The organism is Paracoccus aeridis (assembly GCF_004923205.2).
GTDB classification, from domain to species: Bacteria; Pseudomonadota; Alphaproteobacteria; order Rhodobacterales; family Rhodobacteraceae; genus Paracoccus; species Paracoccus aeridis.
Map to the genome: position 1 here is coordinate 1 of NZ_SELD02000030.1, position 18,824 is coordinate 18,824.

Sequence of the window (18,824 nt, forward strand, 5' to 3'; positions counted from 1 at the left end):
GGAAATCAGGCGCCGTCCCGGGTCAGTTCCAAGTGGAAATCAACATGGCGTGTTGACTGGCAGGCCGCCCGCCTCGGAGCGCCCCGGGTTGATGCCCCAGGCGATGGATTCGACGTGCCCGTCGAACACTCGCCCCGGCACGGCGTCGAAGGTCATCGTCACGCGATCCCCGGAGACCACGTTGACGAGCTGGTTCTCGCGCAGGTCAGCGGTGATCCAGACCGCGTCGGAGTTGATGAATGTGATACCGGCCGCACCCGCATTGATGAACTGCCCGGCAGTCATGTGCAGATTGGTCACCACTCCCCGGGAGGGGGCAACCACCGTGGTGCCCAGAAGGTCATACTCCGCCTGCTCCAAGGCCAGTTCGGCGCTGCGGATCTGGGGATTGCTGGCATCCGAGGAGCCAAGTTGCTGGCGCGCGCCCTCGGCATTGGCTTCTGCGGCGGCCAGAGCAGCCTCTGCCGTGTCGAGGGCTGCCTGCGCTTGATCCCGCGCTGCAGCAGTGGTGATGCCACGCTCAAAAAGCGACGCAGTGCGTGTAGCTGTGGCGCGCGCGTCTTCGGCGGCCACCCGCGCCTGCGCGACCTGTGCCTGGACTGCTTCAAGCTGCGCGGAGGAGGCAGCGACGCCCTGAACAGCCTGCGCGAGACTGGCGCGTGCCGTCTCCACTGCAATCTCGAAAGGTCGGGGATCAATCCTGAAGAGCACCGCTCCGGCCTCAAGGATTGCATTGTCCTCCGTTTCGACAGCGATGACGCGGCCCGACACACGCGGCGAGATCTGCGCCACGTTGGCCGATACAATGCCGCGTGACGAGCCGGGCGCATGGTGATCTGAAGCGACGGTCCAGTAGAGGATGCCGCCGATCAGCATCAGTACGACAAGCAGCACCACGACAGCCGGGCTCCGGCGGCGCGGTTCCGTGGGTGGTACGGTCGCGGGTTCGGCAGGCGAGGGAAGGGGCGGCGGAGAAGACGGCATGGGCTGACCTGACTTGGTATTGGTATTGAGGTTGCGGACACCGAACGGGACCGGTCTTGGTTTTGTTCAACCCAGGGTTCATGCTTGGGCGGCCCTCTGCCCGACGACCGGGTTCCGAGAAGGCATCGCCTTGCGCCTCCGCCCTCCTTGGCCTCTTGAGTGCTGCACGTCATGCTGATGGCGCAACGTTGTCTGGGTGAGCAATGGTTTGGCCGAAAAAGCTGGATCGGGACCACCCGTGACCGAGGGCCTGAGCCTGCTTATCTCCGAATGCCGGTGGAATAGTTGTCGGACGGGCTCAGCAGAACTGCACGGGATGTAATCCGCGCATCTTCAAGGGTCTCGTCGAGAGGCTTCGTCGTGTCGATGGCACCAAGATCGAACAGATAGGCGGGGAGATACCCTGATGCCAGAACCCTCCAGTCGAAAGGAAGACCTGGATCGACGAGCCGTGCCAGACGAAAGATAACGGTCGTGCAGTTTGCCGTGATGGTGTTGTAGAACTCCGGTTCGGCGGCAAGCTGGTTGCCTCGTTCCAGATACGTCACCAGCAGAAGCCTTGCCTGTTCGGGCTTGAGCCGCAACGGGAACAGGGAAACGTCCTCACCCCGGAAGTTCGTGCGCAGCTTCACGATATCACGCTCCTCCGCTGCGATCAGGACCAGCTCGAACGTCTTGAAGAACCCACCGATCGAGGAAAACTCCTCGTCAGCCTCCCGACGGATCTCGGCGGAAAAGGCAAGATGCCGACCATCGGAAAATCCGAAACTGATCAGCACATGGGCGATTGCCGGGCTTGACCAGACCGATGTCAGAAGATCGACGGAGGTTATCGCGTTCAAAGAGTAGGTTTCGGACTTCCACTGCTCTGTCGCGGTGTTTTCATCCTCCCAGATGAAATCCCGGATGTTATGCACGATAACGGTATCGCCCTGGAACTCCGCGGTCACGCCTCGGGCAATATCTGGCGCCCAAGCCAGATCCTGCTGCGGGGGGATGCTGGACCACCAGAGCGTCGCAGTAGCCAGGCAGAGGATGAACGCCATCCAGCCGTGTCGCAAGTTACGTCTGGCAAGAACGCCAAGCATGCCGGTCAGGGCGACGGCGCCAATACAGGCGATCAGGGCGAAACGTTCGAACTGGAACAAGAACGCCGCAAGGGTCCAGGCCAGAAACAAGGTGAGGGCGATGCCGAGAAGCGCGGCGCCGATCTTGCGCTGCATTCTATTGTCCCAAGGCCGCGTCAACGACCCGCAAAGGTGCCGAAAGGATTTGTCCGGTCGAGCTCAGGACAAAGGCACCGGCCTCGGTGAATGTGCTCCCCTGCCGCATCTCCCTGCCCAGTGTAGGGAAAGCCGATGCCAGCTGAATGTATCTGTCGTGATTGAGGCGGCTGCTGGCATCGACAGCCGATATGTCGATCAAGACCACGTTGTTCTGCTGTGCCGCGGCCTGGACGGCAGGATCAGTGATATCCAGTGCGCCCACGCGCGTGCGCTGTCCTGCGATCGCAGACAATCCAAGCGCACGATCGTCCGGCGAAACCATGACAACCATCGGGATTTCCATTTTTCCGATGACAGCCAGCTGTTGGCGGAACACATCCACATCGATATCGGGGGCCGCCAGCACGACCTCCAGATGGGACAACGCCTCATCCTTTCCGGCAATTCTCATCTGGCGCAAAGTCTCCATCACGAGCCAGCCGCCCATGGAATGGCCAAAGACCGTCACAGGCTTCCCACCAGAGGTCTCGCCAAGCCCCGTCAGAAGTTCGGCCAGGGCATCGCGGGAATAGGTCACCGACTCCCGGTCGCTGGCGTAGCCCAGCAGCGATGCACTCGATGGCCAGGAGAAAAGCACCGGCGCTTCGGAGATCTGAGCATCGGCCGCCATCTGCGCCGTGCGGAACAGGGCTTCGGGGAAGTTGTAGTTATAGCCATGGACGAAAACGCCCGTGCCGTTCTCGCTCGCAGCATTCACGCGATGGATGAAGGCCTCCTCATCAAGGCGCGTATGGGATGCGACTGCGAAGTCGGTTTTTGGGTTTGTCTGGCCCTTCGGCCATTCGATCTCGCCGGAAACGTGGTTAGGCGGAATGGAGACGGTGAACTCGGCGAAATGGGGTTGCGGGGAGCGCAGGCTCGTGAAGCCATCTGCCGGAAGTTGTGCCGTGTTCCGAGTGGTCGCCACGAATATCTGCTCGGTTTTACCATGGGGCGCTGATGCGGCAACGGGCCAGATGGTGCGCGCGTCCGGTCGCGCTGCACAGCCGGCCAAGGCGCAGCAGAAAAGAAGAAGCGAAGGTCTGATCATTCTGGTCTCGTAGCTGGGAGGAAGTGGCAGTGTGCGGCGCCAAGCAGGTAGGTATTGGGGCAAGTTTCTGCGGCGGCAACAGAGAGTTGGGGAGTGTCCCGAGCATAACCTGCAGCCGGCGGATGATTGGTTCGAGAACCTCGCTGCCTGGTCGGGTTTGCACCGGGCAGAAGCAGGGCAGCCGTCCAGTGCAAACCCGACCCTGTCCCTGCCAACCGCCGCTTAGGCTCTGGCGCGTAGCGCAATACCGAGCGCGATATAGGACCAGCCCTGCATCACCAGTTCGATGCCCAGGAAGAGGCCGATCAGCCAGAGGCTGTTGACGGGCCAGCCGGTCGCGATGACAAGTCCGAGCAGAAGGGTAACGATGCCTCCTCCAAGCAGCCATCCCCATCCCCGATCCGGGCGCGCCTTGATTCCCATCCAGATTCTTACGATGCCGCTTGCCAGAAGGGATGCCCCGATCAGCAACGTCAGGAAGCTGGAGGCCAATAGCGGATTGGCAATCGTCGCCAGGCCAGCAACCAGGTAAAGAGTCCCACCCGCAAGCCAGAGCAGGAAATGCTTCCAGCCCTGACCTCGAAATGCCGCGATGATATGCGTAAGCGCACCGACGATCATCAGTGCCCCGATCATTATCATCGAGGCCATAGTGAACAGAACCGCCTGTGCCACCGCAAACCCGCCGGCAACCAGCAGCGCCACTCCAAGCGCGACCAGCCATCCCCAGTTCTGTCTCGCTTGAGCGAGGGCTTCGCTCAGACCGCCGGTGGCCTTGCCATTTGTATCGTGCATGCTTTCGTCCTTTCCGTTTCGACCATTTCCCTTGTCAGCCCTCACGACTGACTCGCCTTTGTGTCGACCGTCACGGTGACCGAAAGGCCGGGCGCCAGATATTCGCTCATCTCCTGCCTCGGATCGATCGAGATGCGCACCGGCAGGCGCTGCACGATCTTGGTGAAGTTCCCGGTTGTATTTGATCCCGCCAGCAGGCTGAACTCGGAGGCTGTCGCGGGCGAGAATGCCTCGACCTTGCCGTTGAAATGGCGGCCCTGCAGCGCATCGACGGTGAAATCCACCCGCTGTCCAAGCCGCATTCCATGCATTCCGGTTTCGGGGAAGTTGGCGACGATCCAGACCTCCTGCCCGATAAGCGGAACCAAGGCCGTGCCGGCCGTTACATATTGCCCCAGCCGGGCAGAGACCTGACCCAGCCGTCCCGCCTCGGGTGCGTGAAGTTCGGTATTGGCAAGATCAAGATGCGCCAGTTCCACCGTCGCCTCGGCGCTGGCGATATCGGCGTGGCGGGCGTCCACCTCGGTGCGGGCGCTTTCGATGTTCTGGACCTGGATCTCCAACTGCGCCTCGGCCTGCTGAACAGCGGCGGCGGCTTGCTGGCGGGCGAGTTGCGCCTGTTCGCGGGCCGTGTCGCTTGACACGCCGCGTGACGACAACTCCTCGGCGCGGCGGTCGTCGGCCTCCGCCAAGGCAAGGCCCGCGCGGGCGGATGCCAAGGCTGCTTCGTTCGCGCGTCGGACGGCTTCGGCCGAACGGACATTCTGCTCGCTTACGGCCAGTGCAGCACGCGCGGTTTCCAGACCGGCCTGGGCCTGTGCGAGCTTCTGGCGATAGATGCGGTCGTCGATCCGGGCGATGGGATCGCCCTGCTTCACCTCCTGGAAGTCGTGGACATAGACCTCGCTCACATAACCGGACAGTTGTGGCGCGATTGAGGTGACGCGGCCCCGGATATAGGCATTCTCGGTCGTCGGTTCCGCAGAACGGAATGGCGGCAGGTGCCAGGCAAAAAGCACCAGCAGAACGCCGGAAATGCCGATGGCCATGGCGATGGTGGTGGGAAGGATATGGGTCTTGTTCATGTCTGGGGCCCGGCATCAGAGGAGGAAGGGGAGGAGGTCGCACGGGCGGCCATCCAGTCGCGCGTCACATGGAGGACGAGAAAGAACAGCCCTGCGGACGCAATCAGGAAGATAAGGAAATAAAGGTCGTTGTAGGCCATCACGAAGGCCTGCCTCGATGCTTCTTGTGCAATCTGCGCGACAGCTTGGGCGCGCTGCGATGCCGCATCGGCGATCTGCGGAGCCAGTGCAGCCATACGCTGCGCGATTTCGGCTGCCAGCAAGGGAGCCGCTGTGGTGATCTGTTCGTTAAGAGCCTGCAGATGGAAGGCCTGCCGCCAGTTGACCAGCGTGGTGAAGATCCCGCCGCCGATCACCCCGCCAATGCTCTGGGTGGAAAGGAACACGATCACGAAGGACAGAAGGTAGTTCGGTCCCTTCTTCAAGGCCGCCATCAACCCCGCCATCATCGCGGGCGGCATGAACAGCATCCCGGCAAAGCCGATCATCGCCTGGCTGACGAGCATCTGTTCCGGCCGCGTGTCCAGCGTGGATTGCGAATCCATCCAGGCGCCCGCGGCGATCAGCATCAGCGCAACGAAATGGAACTGCGGCTCGCGTCCGGGCTTGATCCAGGCGACACAGGCCAGGCCCCCGAACATACTGGCCAAGCAGATTACTGCAAAAAGCCCGGTCATCTGTTCGGGCGCTACCCCCAGCACCTGAAACATGCGCGGTGCGCCGGCGCTTTGTTCCGACAAGAGCAGCCGGAACAGCAGCAGCGTCCCGGTCAGGTGCAGCATGGCCGGGGTTGCCAGCCAGCGGATGTCCAGCAGCGGCGCCTTGCGGTGAAGCTCGATAACCACTGCCGCCGCCAAGGCCGCGACCGAGGCTGCCAGCAGGACGCCGATCCAGGGCGTGGCCGTCCACCAGTGAATCGGTCCCATGATGGCGCCCACGGTAATGCCGCCAAAGCCAAAGCTGATCAGCGCGAAGCTGACCAGATCCATTGGCTTGATGACCTTCTCATGGGGCACGGGCGTCAGCCGCAGCCGATAGACCAGCATCAACGAGATCAGGGCGAGGCCCAGGACCAGCAGATGGATCCGCAAAAGACCGCCATCACCGATCAGCGACGGCGAGATGACCCGCGCCAATGAGGGTCCGAGCATCATCAGGCTCAGCGCCAGCGGCAGGCCAAGGCGCATCTTCCATGCGGGCGGCAGCGGTTCGAGAAAATAAAGGAAGGCTAGCGTTGAAAGCGGGGCCGAGGTGACTCCGGCCAGGAACTGCATCACCACGGCCGAACGCATATCCTCGATCCAGACCGAACCAAAGGCCACGACGACATAGCAGACGATGCCCACCTCGGCGAAGCGGCGCAGGCCGAATTGGGTGCGAATCTTGATCAGCATCAGCGGCAGCGATGAGCGCGGGATCAGATAGGCGGCCATCAGCCAGCTTGCATCCGTGGCCGAGATGCCCAGATCGCCGGCGAACTGCTGGACGTTGGCCGAAACAAAACCCTGTCCCAGTCCCTGCGCCATGGCCAGCACCACGCCTGCGAGCATATAGCCCAATACGAGAGCAAGGGGCTTGGCAGGCGGCTGCGCCGGCGGAACAGCCGAGGTCCGATCCTCGGCTGCGCTCATTTGTCGTTCATCCGTGCAGCGTTGTCGGCCAGCCGCTCCAACACGCTGTGAAGCTGCGCCTGCTCCTCGGGGCTGATCCCTTCAAGGAGTTGGTCACGGATCCGGTCCATGTATCGGTTAAGGGGAAACGCCTTGGCGCGCGGGGTCAGGAACAGCGCCCGCTTGCGGGCGTCGCCGCCAAGGCCGCGCCGCTCGATGAGTTTTTCCGCTTCAAGCAGGTCCAGTTGGCGTTTCAGGCTGGGTGCGGCCATGTCCAGTGCAGCGGCAAGCTCTGCCTGGGTAGCGCCGTCGTGACGCATCAGCACCGACAGAACCCGGGCACGTGAGAAGGAGAGGCCCAGTTCGCGCACCTCGTCGTCGTAATTGCGCCGCAGTTCTTTCAGAAGCCGGAACAAGGTCAGAACGAGGGGGGTGCTGTCGGTCATGAGGAAGAACTTTTATCACGATAAATAGATAGCGTGCTACCTAGACAGCATAGTAAAGACTTGCAAGGGGGAACCGTCTGGTTCGCGTGCGGGTACGGGTTGAAGCGCGAGACAGCATCCCGGTGACGGCACGCCAAGGTTCGGGCGCACGAGCAAATCCTGGCAACGAAAATTTTGACGTCGACTGATCACCGGCGTGATGGCGATAATCTTTGGAAAGCAGGTGGGCTCCCTGCAGAGCAGGGCGCACTCTTGCCCCCAAGCCAGAGCCTGATCGGTTCCTCTGGAACCGATCCACCAAGTGCCGGAACTAAACAGTTCCGCACATAGACTGTAGACCGCACCGAAAACTTCACCGAGAGCGTTCAGCGTCCGCCAGTGCGCGTCTCGGACACCCAGAACAAGAGATAGGTGAATATCTCGCACCGGGGCGTTCGGTTATCGTTACCGTGGCCTCCAAGTCGGACTGACATGTGGCATTGTTTGGGGCACTTCTACCATTTGCGCCACATAAACCCCTGCCTGTGCCAGCATGATATAAGCTACAAGTTCCAAGACCTCCTCGATCCGGCCTGCCCTCATGGCCGTGACTGGATCCACCGCAATGCCCCAAGGCGCAAGCTTGCGGTCGAGACCATCCATTGCCTTGGCAATCACGATCAGAGCCGCGCCAGTGGCCACGAGCCAAGCCCAGTTCGCCCCTCGCAGCAATCCGCGCCAGCAGCGAGCTAGGCTGATGCGTGCAAGCCTCCAGGCGCAGACGAGGATCAGCAAGACCACTGCAAGGCCCAAGGCTTTTTCCCACAACGGCGAGGAGCCAGTATAAAGCCGGAGCTGCAGCACGCCTTCTGAGGTGAAGCGCTTGTCGACGTCGAGTTCGCGGAGCGCCATCAGGATCAGGATGACGGGCACGTGCCATTCACTTCCGGTCAGGTTCCGATGACCGTTCCACCAGAAAGCGGCGGCAGCGATAAGGATGACGACTGACATTGCCTCAACCGAGTGGCCTTCCTTGAAGATTTCCGACACGAACTCATGCATCAGAAGATCGCTGCCCAGAAAGACCAAGGTGCCACCCAGCATTAGAGACAGGGTGCAGGCGGGTTGGATGGGCCTTCCATGTGACATGATGAAGCTTTCCTTTATGCACCGGGCGAAGGTCATGTTCTGACACTGCCTGTCGATGCGACACTCCGAGATATGCTCGAAATTTGGTGACGCTTGATCAGGCGGCAGCTTGAATGTGGCGGACGCCGTCGCGGAACTCAACCCCGCTGATGACCTCTGGCAGGCGGTTCCGGCCGTCGAGCCTCCGCCATTTCTTCTGCGCCGACATCATCAGCCGGAAGGCCATGGCGAGCCCGGTCTTTCGGCTCAGGCAGCCCTTGGTTCGCCGGGTGCGGTGCCGGACGGTGGCGAAGGTGCTCTCGATCGGATTTGACGTCCGGATATGTTTCCAGTGCTCGGCCGGATAGTCGTAGAGGGTCAGCAGCGCGTCCCGGTCCTTGACCAGCTTGGCCACCGCCTTGTCCCATTTCACGCCGTAGGTTTCGACGAAGAAGTTGAAGGCGACGTTGGCTTCGGCCTTTGTCCCGGCCTGCCAGATGTCGTGCAGGTGTCCTTTGGCCCTGGCCTGCGCCGATTTCGGCAGCGCGTTCAGCACGTTCATGGTCTTGTGCAGCCAGCACCGCTGCTCCTGCGTCGTGGGGAAGACTTCGCGCAGGGCCGTCCAGAAGCCGAGGGCACCGTCGCCGATCGCGAGCTTGGGATCCTGCGTGAGGCCGCGCCGCTTGAGATCGAGCAGCACCTCGCGCCAGCTCTGGGTGCTCTCGCGGAAGCCGTCGGTCATGGCCAGCAGTTCCTTCCGGCCGTATTCATCCGCCCCGACGATGACCAGAACGCATTGCTTTTCCTCGGCCATGCGCGGCTTGAAGTAGACACCGTCGGCCCAGATGTAGAGGAACCGCCGGGTTCCGAGGTCGCGCTTCTCCCAAGCCTCGTATTCGGACCACCAGTTGGCTTTCAGGCGGGTGACGGTCTTGGCCGACAGGCCCTTGGCGTCCGGCCCCAGAAGGGCGGCCAGCGCCTCGCCGAAATCGCCGGTGGAGACCCCCTTGAGGTAGAGCCAGGGCAGCAGTTCCTCGACCGATTTGGCCTTGCGCAGGTAGCGCGGCAGGATGCTGGGCGTGAAGGAGATCCTCTCCGCTCCCGGCTTGCGATCCCGCACCCGCGGCACCTTCACGGCGACCGGACCGATCCCGGTCAGGATTTCGCGCTCCGGCAAATGTCCGTGCCGCACCAGCCTGGCCCGGCCGTCATCGAGCCTTTCCTCAGCGAACGCGGCGAGGAGCGTTGCCAGCTCGGCCTCAACCGCTTGTTCGATCAGCTTGCGCGCACCCTCCCGGATGAGGTCCGTCAGCGGATCCGGCGAAAACCCCGATGGATCGGGCAGCGTGCTGATGGTAGTCTCCGACATGTGGCATATCCCTTTCTCGGCTGAGAATTGACGGCGTCTGAACACCGCCATGATATGCCGCCCCTCAGGGCATCACCAACTTTCGCGCGTTACTCCGACACTCCGTGCGATGATGCTTAGGGCTTACTGGCGCACGGCACTGGGACGTTCCTGGTGGTGAGGAAAATCACCCAAAACAGCACGAAAAATAGCCGGCCGTTTCTTACCTCACCACCGTGAACATCGCAGCCCAGTTCGCCCCTTCCCAGGACTCCCTGCCGGGCTACAGCCGGAGTGTCCGGCCACCGCTCCGAGCACAGGGAACGGGAATATCTCCGATTTGGCGAAGGATTACGAACCGTTTGCGATACCAACCCCGCCTGAGGCCGCCACGCTGAGCGCGATGAAGTTCAGCGCCTGCTGACGCACAGCATTGGCAAGCTGCTGGCGCGCGTCCAGAAGGGTCCGTTCTGCGTCCAATACCGGGAAGAAAGCGGCGTCACCAAGTTCGTAAGCGGTCCGGGTCAGTTCGACCGCCTCGGAGGCATTGGCGACAAGCCTGGATTGCGCATCCACGGCACGGGCATCGCGGTTGTATCCGGCCAGTGCGTTCTCGACCTCTTCGACGGCGTTCAGGACCGAGGCAAGCCAAGCAAGGCGCGCCTGTTCAGCGCGCGCCTCGGCGGCCGACAGGTTGGCCTGGTTGGCCGCATTGAAGAGCGGAACCGAAAGCTGGGGTCCGACGCTCCAGGTCTTAAGGCTGCCTGCGCGGCCCAGATCGACCGGAGTGACCGTCCCGCTGAGCGTCAGTTGCGGATAAAAGGCTGCACGCGCTTGCCCCACATCTGCAACCGCTGCAGCGAGTTCGCGTTCGGCCACGCGGACATCGGGACGGGCGCGGACCACATCGGCAGGCACCCCGACGCTGGCGCGATACCGTGCGCGGGGCTGACTGCCGCCGCGGCGCATCCGCGCGGCAATGTCGGTGCTGCGCGTGGCCGTAAGCGTGGCCAGGCGATTGACCGACTGATCAAAGCCCAATTCCAATGCCGGCAGCGCGGCTTCGGCCTGGGTGACGAGCTGCTCGGCCTGCAGCACTTCGATCCGCGACACGCTTCCCAGCACATCCTGCTGCCGGGTCATCTCCAGCGTGCGGCGGCGGCTTTCCAGGCTTTGGCGGGTCAGGCTGGTGGCTTGCTGATAGTACCGGGCATCGACATAGGCCTGGGCGATGGCACTGGCCACCGTCAGGCGCGCGACCTCGGCCGAGAGGTACGCCGCATCCAGACGAGCACCGGCCCCGCGCCGTGCCGCGCGGTTGGCCCCAAAGAGGTCGACCAGCCACGAAACACCCAGCGTGCCGGAGCTTTGGTCAATGACAGGGCCGTCACCTTGGGTATCCCCCCGCGCGGCTGCCGCTTGGGCTGCAACCTGCGGCAGGTCGTTGGCGCCGACCAGCCGGGCATTGGCCTGCGCTTCGCGGATCACGGCCACGGCGGTCAAAACGTCGAGATTGCGCCCAAGCCCACTGGCGACAAGACCGTCGAGGTTGTTGTCCCGGAACGCGGCCCACCAGGCATTGGCGCCGGCGCGACGGGCTGGCGAGTCGGCTGCAAAGCGTTCCGGCATGTCGGCTTCGGGCGACTGATAGGTGGGCAGTTGGCCGCAAGCCGACAGCGCCAGCGTGGCGCCTGCCGATCCCACAAGGGCACGACGGGACAGGATGAGGGAGTTCGACATCAAATTGGACTTTCTGCAGGGCCCATCGGGGCCATCACAAATCAAGATGGGCGGGATCGCGAGACCCCGCCCAGGGAGATCGGTTCATGTTCAGGCTGTGACGGCTTCGCCTTTCCGGCGCATCCGGCTGAACAGGCTCAGCACGAAGACGAAGAACACCGGCACGAAGAACACGGCCAGGATCGTGGCCGAGATCATGCCTCCGATCACGCCGGTGCCGATGGCGTTCTGGGACGCCGCCGAAGCGCCGGTTGCAATGGCCAGAGGCACCACGCCCAGGGTGAACGCCAAGGAGGTCATCAGGATCGGACGGAAGCGCAGCTTGGCCGCCTTTACCGCCGCATCAATCAGGCTCATTCCTTCTTCCCGCAGATCCTTGGCGAACTCCACGATCAGGATGGCGTTCTTGGCGGAAAGCCCGATGATCGCGATCAGGCCGACCTTGAAGTAGACATCGTTCGGCATGTCGCGCAGCATCACGGCGGCAATGCATCCGATGACCCCAAGCGGCACCACGAGCATCACCGACAGCGGGATCGACCAGCTTTCGTAAAGCCCCGACAGCAGCAGGAAGATGAACAGGATCGACATCGCAAAAAGGAGGGTCGAGGTGTTGCCCGAGTTGATCTCCTCCAGCGTCTGGCCGGTCCATTCATAGGCGAAGCCTTCCGGCAGCCCGGCCGCCAGACGCTCCATCTCGGCCACGGCGGCGCCAGACGAGAAGCCCGGCACGGCATTCCCCGCGATCCGTACCGAAGGATAGCCGTTGTAGCCGACCACCTGACTTGGGCCCTGATTCCAGTTCACCGTCGCAAAGGACGAGAAGGGCACCATGCCGCCATTCGCGTTCCGCACCGTCAGGTTCAGGATATCCTCCGCCTGCATCCGGCTTTCCTCCTGCGCCTGCAAGATCACGCGCTGCATCCGGCCCTGGTTCGGGAAGTCGTTGACATAGGCCGAGCCGAGGTTCGCCGACAGCGTCTGGTTGATATCGGCAAAGGCCACGCCGAAGGTCTGCGCCTTGTCGCGGTCGATCACGACCGAGACTTGGGCAGCTGCGGGCATTCCTTCGACCCGCAGGCCGGTGACGATCCCACCCGCCTGAGCCTCGGCGATCAATTGCTGCGCCGCCGCGTTCAGGGCCTGCTGACCATTGCCGCCTCGGTCCTGCAGGCGGAAACTGAACCCGCCCGATGTGCCGAAGCCAGGGATCGCCGGCGGCGACAGCGAGTAGATCTGCGCGTCCTTGGTGCCGAACAAGGCCATGTTTGCATCGTTGGCGATCTTGGTCGCAGTCTGGTCGCGCTCGGACCAGTCCGTGAAGGTGATAAAGGCAAGCCCCGCATTCGGCCCCTGACCCGAGAACGAGAAGCCCCGGATGCCGACGACGTTCTCGACCGCGGGGTTCTGGCCGTAATGGTTCTCGATCACCTCGATGGCGGCGTCGGTCCGCTGCGAACTGGCGGTCGGGGGCGTCTGGATGTCCGAGATGATGAAGCCTTGGTCCTCATCGGGCAGAAAGCCCGTGGGCAGTGAGCTGAAGCCAATGCCCGTCAGCACCACAATGCCCAGATAGACCAGCATGACCAGGCCGGTCCGCCGTGTCAGCATCGACACGCCCCGGCCATACCGTTCCGTGGCCGCATCGAACTTGCGGTTGAACCAGCCAAAGAAGCCCTTCTTCTCGTGATGGCCCTTGATGGGTTTGAGGAAGGTCGCGCACAGCGCGGGCGTCAGCGTCAGCGCGAGGAAGGCTGAAAAGAGGATCGAGACGACCATGGTCAGCGCGAACTGGCGATAGATGATGCCGGTCGATCCGGGGAAGAAGGCCATCGGAATGAACACGGCCGCCAGCACCAGCGTGATGCCGATGATCGCGCCCGAGATTTCGCCCATGGCCTTTTGCGTGGCCTCCTTGGGTGGCAGGCCTTCGGTGGCCATGATCCGTTCGACGTTCTCGATGACGACAATGGCGTCATCCACCAGGATGCCGATCGCCAGCACCATCGCGAACATTGTCAGCACGTTGATCGAGAAGCCTGCCACCAGCATCACGGCAATGGTGCCCGCCAGTGCGATCGGCACGACAATGGTCGGGATGAGCGTGTAGCGGAAATTCTGCAGGAAGAGGAACATCACCACAAAGACCAGGATCACGGCCTCGACCAGGGTGTGGATCACCTTCTCGATTGATTTTTCCACGAAAGGGGCCGTGTCATAGGGGATCGCATATTCGATCCCCTCGGGGAAGAATTCTGACAGTTCCTCCATCGTGTGTCGCACGGCCTCGGAGGTGGCAAGCGCGTTGCCGGTCGAGGACAACTGGATGCCCACCGCGGCCGTGGGCTGACCGTTCAGTCGCGAGGCGAAGTTGTAGGTATCGGCCCCGACCTCGATCTCGGCCACGTCGCGAAGCCGCACGGTCGATCCGTCCGGGTTGGCGCGCAGCACGATATTGCCAAATTCCTCGGGTTGGGTCAGCTGGCCTCTGACCAGGACGGTCGCGGTCAACTGCTGGTTCACCGGGTTCGGGTCCGCGCCGATCTGGCCTGCCGCCACCTGGGCATTCTGGGCGCGGATCGCCGCCGACACGTCAGCCGGCGACAGGTTGAGGCCGGTCAGCTTGTCGGGATCGATCCAGATCCGCAGTGCTTCCTCGGATGCAAAGACCTGGGCGCGACCGACGCCGTCGATGCGGCGGATTTCGCCCACGACGTTGCGGTTGATGTAATCGCCAAGCGCCACATCGTTCATCGACCCATCCGACGAGGTCAAGGAGACCATCATCAGAAAGCCTGCTCCGGCCTCCTCGACGGTAACACCCTGGTCGACGACCGTCTGCGGCAGCACGGGTTCGACCCGGCTGACGGCATTCTGGATATCCACCTGCGCCGTGCCGACATCCGTCCCCGGTTCAAAGGTCGCCGTGATCGAGATCGCGCCTGACACGTCCGAGGTCGATTCAAAGTACTGGATGCCCTGGATGCCGTTCAGCTCCTCCTCGATCGGCTGGGCGACGGACTGGTACATCTCGTTGGGCGAGGCGCCGGTATAGAAGGTCGAGATCTGGATTTGCGGGGGCGCGACCTGGGGATATTGGGCGATCGGCATCTGGGGCAGGGCAATCAGCCCGGCGATGACAATAAAGATCGAGATCACCCAGGCCAGGACCGGGCGAAGAATGAAGAACTGTGCCATGCTGCGTTCTCAGCCCTTGTGATTGGCGGTCTGCGCGGCAGGCCGGGCGGATTGCGTGGCGGCTGCCTCAGGTTTTGCATTGACGGGTTCCGCGACGACCTTCGCATCCGGGTACAGCTTCTGCGTCCCTTCGACGACAACACGATCCCCGGGCTGCAGGCCATCTTCGACCAACCATTCGTTCTTGAAGGTCAGGCCCAGGGACACGTCCCGGCGTTCGACGGTGTCCTCGCCCTTCAGGACGTAAACAAAGGCCTGGCCGTTGGTGTCGCGCTGAACCGCCATCTGCGGGATGCTGAGCGCGTTTTCGCGGACAGCCTGTTCAAGCCGCGCACGGACATAAAGGCCCGGCAACAGCATCCCGTCCGCATTGGGGAACTCGGCCCGCAGCGTGATCTGCCCGGTCGAGCTGTCGACGCTGGCTTCCGAGAAAAGCAACTTGCCCATATGCGGGTATGCCGACCCGTCATCGAAGAACAGCTGGACCTGCGCCTCGTCGGGCGCGGTCATCATCAGCTCTCCGGTTGCCCGCGCGCGTTGCAGGGCGAACAATTGCGCGGATGACTGGGTCACGTCCACATAGACGGGATCAAGCTGCTGGATGGTGGCCAGGATGTCGGTCTGCGCGGTGACCAGGGCACCTTCGGTCACCAGGGCGCGCCCGACGACGCCGTCGATCGGGGCAGTCACGTCGGTATAGCCCAGGTTCAGCTGCGCTTCCTGGAGGCTGGCATTGGCGATGGCAACGTCCGCATCGGCCTGGGCCAGGGTGGTGGTGGCGTTTTCAAGATCCACTCCTGCGGTTACGCGGCGTTCGCGCAGGGCCTCGGTGCGGGCAAGCTGGTCCTGGGCGTTCTGCCGGGTCGCCTCGGCCCTTGCCAGGGTGGCCTCGGCGCTGGCAACGCGGACGGCATAGGGCGCGGGGTCGATCTTGTAGAGAACATCGCCCGCCTTTACGACAGAGCCTTGCGTGAAGATCCGCTCGACGACGATGCCTCCGACACGGGGCCGCACCTCGGCGGTGCGGGTCGCAGCAACGCGTCCGGGCAGCTCGTTCACCACGGGCAAGGGTTGCGGGGTCATGGTCAGGACGCTGACGGGCGTGGGCGGCATATCCTGGGCACTTGCGCGCAAAGCCACCGGCTGGGCCAGCAGCGCAACAAGAAGCCCGGTCAGGATTCGAGATCTGTGCATGGTCGGTCTTTCGGAAAGAAGGATTACTTGTTGGAATGGGTAGTGGCCGCAGCGGACGATCCCTTGTCGGCCTCAAGGGACTTCATGAGCCCGTCGAGGAGTTCTTGGCGGGTGATCTCATCGAAACGGTGAAGCCCAAAACATTCGAGAAAGAACAGGCCATGGACCGCGAGCAACAACTGCAGCATCTTTCCCGGGTCTTCGGCATCTGCCAGGACGCGGCGCGCATCCTCGGCCAAGGCTTCGCGCATCAGTTCACGACATTCAGCGTGCTCACCCATGCTGGCGCTGATCAGCATCGTGATCGCCACGTCGTCATCCGAAGGCCCTTCGCGCCCCATGTCGATCATCGCGCGCAACCAGGCGTTCGGCTGCCCGGCATGAGCCTGCAGGGCATCGCCAAAACGCTCGCGATACTGGCCGATCTTGTGACGAGTGAAGGCCGCCAGCAGCCCGGCCTTGCTTCCGCAGTCATAAACAACACTGGACTTGCTGATGCCGACTTCCTTGGCCAGGGCATCGATGCTGAGACCACTTACCCCCTCGCGGCGCGCAACGCTTTCCACGCCATCCATAAGGGCGTCCCTGTCGATCGTGCGCTTTCGGCCCATGAGTCCCTCGGATGATAGTCGAACGTTCGTATAGAATAAACCGCGGCAGGGTCAAGCGACTTGGTCATGAATCGCATCTGGATTAGAAGGGCTGCCTAAATGAGCGCCAGATTGCCGCGAAGCGCTTGCAGCCTTGACGAGGAAACCTCGATGATGCTGTTGGCGGACATCGCCTGGTCGTTGGCCCACGAACAAATAGTGTTTCCCAAGGCATGCGAGACTACAGTGCCGAGCAGTTCTGCATCTCGGCGCGCCTCCTTTCCCATTCTGGTTACAAGCAGGTCCGCAATCTGGTTGCCGAACTGTTTCAGAACCCCATCAAGGATCCGCTGCAGTTCCGGTTACGTTCCCAGTAGCTCGCCAATCACTTGCGGGGTGCTGTGATCCACGACGATGTTGGCTAGATGCTGGTACAGCGCCTGGAGAAGATCGGCGAGGAGTGAGCCCGACGAGGCCCGAAACCATGCCGCCGCCTGGTCGTCGAAGCCGGTTGAAGGTCCGATGATCGCTGCACCCTTGTTCGGGTAATAGTTAAAGAAGGTCCGCTGGCTGATGCCCGCCGCAGCCGCGATCATTTCGGTTGTCATGTCATCGTAGCCGTAGCGTAGTGCCAGCTTCAGGGCCGCCCACTGGATCTTGCGCGAGGTTTGCAGCCGTCTGCGACTCTCTAGCGTTGACTTGATGGCCATGGAGCACCCCAGAAGCATTTGAGTCCAGCGAACGGCCTACTTCAGCCCAAGCTTTGAACCGCCCCGGGTTTACCGGAGAGTTCGTGGTTCAATGATTAGGCTGCTTTTTCGTCAGCGTTCAAGATCGCCGCCGGGCCGTCAGTCCCGAACCGCTTCAGCAACCGGTGAACCTGTCTGCGGCTCAGCGCCAGAACATCGGCCGCGGTCACAGCTGACATCTGGCCTTGCACCACTTGGCTCAGAACCTCGACGCGGTTCAGTTCTCGTTCGCTCATCATCACCCATCCCATGTCCCGGCTCCCACGGATCGACACGATGTTTATCCAGGGAGTGTGACATTCCTGAATTGCAGAGGTGAGACATTTTAACTTTGCCGTGCATACCTCCGGGACTAATAACCTAGATTATGGAACGAATAGCATATTTCTGTATAAATACAGGATGGTATGGTGTCATTACCAGGCCGCCGTTTCCCGCCGTTCCGTAGCCGGCGGGTTGGCATGGCCATGAGACCGCTGCCTCCATCCGGCGTTGCGGTGGTCCGTTCGGCATCGTTGACTCGCACCTGTAACGAGAACAGGTTTACGGCTGCCGTCAGACCGCCTCGATCAGCTCGCTGCGCTCCATTCTTGCCATGGTGAACAGCTAGAGATGCCGCTCAACGTCTTGGCGCTGGTGCAGAATGCGGATCACGTCGAGCGTGTCCGCGCCCTCCCGGACATAGAGCATATGTGAGGCAGCCCGCGCCTTGCGTATCCCGGGACGCAGGTCGACCGGCCGGCTGACCGTGTCGCCCGCGGCCAGAGACAGGCAGATCCCGTACAGCGCGTCGAGATAGCGATCGGCCTGGTCCATGTCCCAGTTACGCGCCGTGTAGTCCCAGATCCCGGCCAGATCGGCGCGGGCGGCCGGTGTGAAACGCAGGAGCTTCGTCATCCTGCGCGGGCGGCCCGCATTTCAGCCTTGAAGGCAGCAATGTCGAGGGGCTCGGGTGTCCCGGAAGTGTCACCTTCGTCGAGGGCAGCCTGGAGGGCACGGACGCGGGCTTCATGTTCTTCCAGAAGCCGCAGCCCGGCGCGAACCACGTCGCTGGCCGAGCCATAGCGGCCCGCTTCGACCTGCGCGCTGATGAAGCCGGTGAAATGCTCTCCGAGAGAGACAGAGGTGTTGCGAGGCATGGGCTTACCTGAACTTGACGATTTGTACCAATATATAATACATGGTCAGCCGGATTGCCAAGATCCTTTGGGTTCGCAGCATGAGCGCTTACTCGGCAACGCACATGCACCGCAATTTTGAGCCACGCATCCGACCATATGCCGCTGCGATCTGCGCGGAAATGCGGGTCAGGTCCGTTATCCGGCTCGAACCGGATGGCCACGGACCAGGCGTCCCGCAACATCCGCGCCTTTCTGTCCGCAAGGGGATCGGTCAGCGGACGCCTCACCACCTCCGAGCGGCTCCGATGTCGTTTTTCACAAATAAGTTCAGCAGCCTGTCACAGACGGTTCAGTGAACGGCCGCAGCGTCGAAGCAGCCGTTCGCGCAGATCGCAGCGAACGGCTTGAGGGAGCCCTTTTTGACGAATGCTGCCGAGCGACTGGACGGCCGCTTCGGCGGACCCGCAGCTTAGCGAGGTGTTCTCCGTTCGGGTCTAGCAGGCTGCTGATTTAGTCAGGACTGGGCGGAACGTTTTCCTCG

The 18,824-nt window shown here is 62.4% G+C and carries 17 protein-coding genes; all 17 read right to left on the reverse strand.

From position 1 onward, the window contains the following. Positions 1 to 39 precede the first annotated feature (39 nt). Positions 40 to 897, reverse strand: coding sequence for an HlyD family secretion protein (locus ELI80_RS09895; protein ID WP_161596453.1), 858 nt, complete (start codon positions 895 to 897; stop codon positions 40 to 42). 347 nt (positions 898 to 1,244) lie between these two features. Then, the gene (locus tag ELI80_RS09900) at positions 1,245 to 2,207 is read right to left on the reverse strand and encodes an Lnb N-terminal periplasmic domain-containing protein (RefSeq protein ID WP_136651375.1); all 963 of its coding nucleotides are present in this window, start codon (positions 2,205 to 2,207) and stop codon (positions 1,245 to 1,247) included. A gap of 1 nt (position 2,208) precedes the next feature. After that, positions 2,209 to 3,300, reverse strand: a complete 1,092-nt coding sequence (locus tag ELI80_RS09905) for an alpha/beta hydrolase (protein ID WP_136651376.1) — start codon at positions 3,298 to 3,300, stop codon at positions 2,209 to 2,211. A gap of 222 nt (positions 3,301 to 3,522) precedes the next feature. Beyond that, positions 3,523 to 4,095 (reverse strand): HdeD family acid-resistance protein, encoded by a 573-nt coding sequence (locus ELI80_RS09910; protein ID WP_136651377.1) that lies wholly within the window; start codon positions 4,093 to 4,095, stop codon positions 3,523 to 3,525. 41 nt (positions 4,096 to 4,136) lie between these two features. Next, positions 4,137 to 5,180, reverse strand: a complete 1,044-nt coding sequence (locus ELI80_RS09915; protein WP_136651378.1) for an HlyD family secretion protein — start codon at positions 5,178 to 5,180, stop codon at positions 4,137 to 4,139. Then, positions 5,177 to 6,811 (reverse strand): MFS transporter, encoded by a 1,635-nt coding sequence (locus ELI80_RS09920; RefSeq protein WP_136651379.1) that lies wholly within the window; start codon positions 6,809 to 6,811, stop codon positions 5,177 to 5,179. Before ELI80_RS09920 ends, ELI80_RS09915 begins: the two co-directional genes overlap by 4 nt. Then, positions 6,808 to 7,236, reverse strand: a complete 429-nt coding sequence (locus ELI80_RS09925) for a MarR family winged helix-turn-helix transcriptional regulator (protein ID WP_136651380.1) — start codon at positions 7,234 to 7,236, stop codon at positions 6,808 to 6,810. Before ELI80_RS09925 ends, ELI80_RS09920 begins: the two co-directional genes overlap by 4 nt. Before the next feature lie 444 nt (positions 7,237 to 7,680). Beyond that, a complete protein-coding gene (locus ELI80_RS09930) occupies positions 7,681 to 8,400 on the reverse strand; it encodes a hypothetical protein (RefSeq protein WP_136651381.1) in 720 nt (239 codons plus the stop codon). Between the two features lie 61 nt (positions 8,401 to 8,461). Then, positions 8,462 to 9,712 (reverse strand): IS256 family transposase, encoded by a 1,251-nt coding sequence (locus ELI80_RS09935; protein WP_017469024.1) that lies wholly within the window; start codon positions 9,710 to 9,712, stop codon positions 8,462 to 8,464. A 330-nt stretch (positions 9,713 to 10,042) separates the two neighbouring features. After that, positions 10,043 to 11,431, reverse strand: a complete 1,389-nt coding sequence (locus tag ELI80_RS09940; RefSeq protein ID WP_136651382.1) for an efflux transporter outer membrane subunit — start codon at positions 11,429 to 11,431, stop codon at positions 10,043 to 10,045. A 90-nt stretch (positions 11,432 to 11,521) separates the two neighbouring features. Further along, positions 11,522 to 14,629 (reverse strand): multidrug efflux RND transporter permease subunit, encoded by a 3,108-nt coding sequence (locus ELI80_RS09945; protein WP_136651383.1) that lies wholly within the window; start codon positions 14,627 to 14,629, stop codon positions 11,522 to 11,524. A 9-nt stretch (positions 14,630 to 14,638) separates the two neighbouring features. Further along, positions 14,639 to 15,823: an efflux RND transporter periplasmic adaptor subunit gene (locus ELI80_RS09950; RefSeq protein ID WP_136651384.1), complete on the reverse strand. Its 1,185-nt coding sequence runs from the start codon at positions 15,821 to 15,823 to the stop codon at positions 14,639 to 14,641. 23 nt (positions 15,824 to 15,846) lie between these two features. Beyond that, entirely contained in the window at positions 15,847 to 16,398 is a 552-nt protein-coding gene (locus tag ELI80_RS09955; protein WP_236641430.1) for a TetR/AcrR family transcriptional regulator, read from the reverse strand. 377 nt (positions 16,399 to 16,775) lie between these two features. Further along, on the reverse strand, positions 16,776 to 17,123 hold the full coding sequence (locus ELI80_RS09960) for a TetR/AcrR family transcriptional regulator (protein ID WP_161596454.1): 348 nt from the start codon (positions 17,121 to 17,123) through the stop codon (positions 16,776 to 16,778). Positions 17,124 to 17,218: 95 nt separating this feature from the next. Then, positions 17,219 to 17,413, reverse strand: coding sequence for a helix-turn-helix domain-containing protein (locus ELI80_RS09965; protein WP_236641431.1), 195 nt, complete (start codon positions 17,411 to 17,413; stop codon positions 17,219 to 17,221). A 355-nt stretch (positions 17,414 to 17,768) separates the two neighbouring features. Then, on the reverse strand, positions 17,769 to 18,059 hold the full coding sequence (locus ELI80_RS09970; protein WP_136651387.1) for a type II toxin-antitoxin system RelE/ParE family toxin: 291 nt from the start codon (positions 18,057 to 18,059) through the stop codon (positions 17,769 to 17,771). Then, the gene (locus ELI80_RS09975) at positions 18,056 to 18,301 is read right to left on the reverse strand and encodes a type II toxin-antitoxin system ParD family antitoxin (protein ID WP_122114558.1); all 246 of its coding nucleotides are present in this window, start codon (positions 18,299 to 18,301) and stop codon (positions 18,056 to 18,058) included. Before ELI80_RS09975 ends, ELI80_RS09970 begins: the two co-directional genes overlap by 4 nt. Positions 18,302 to 18,824 lie beyond the last annotated feature (523 nt).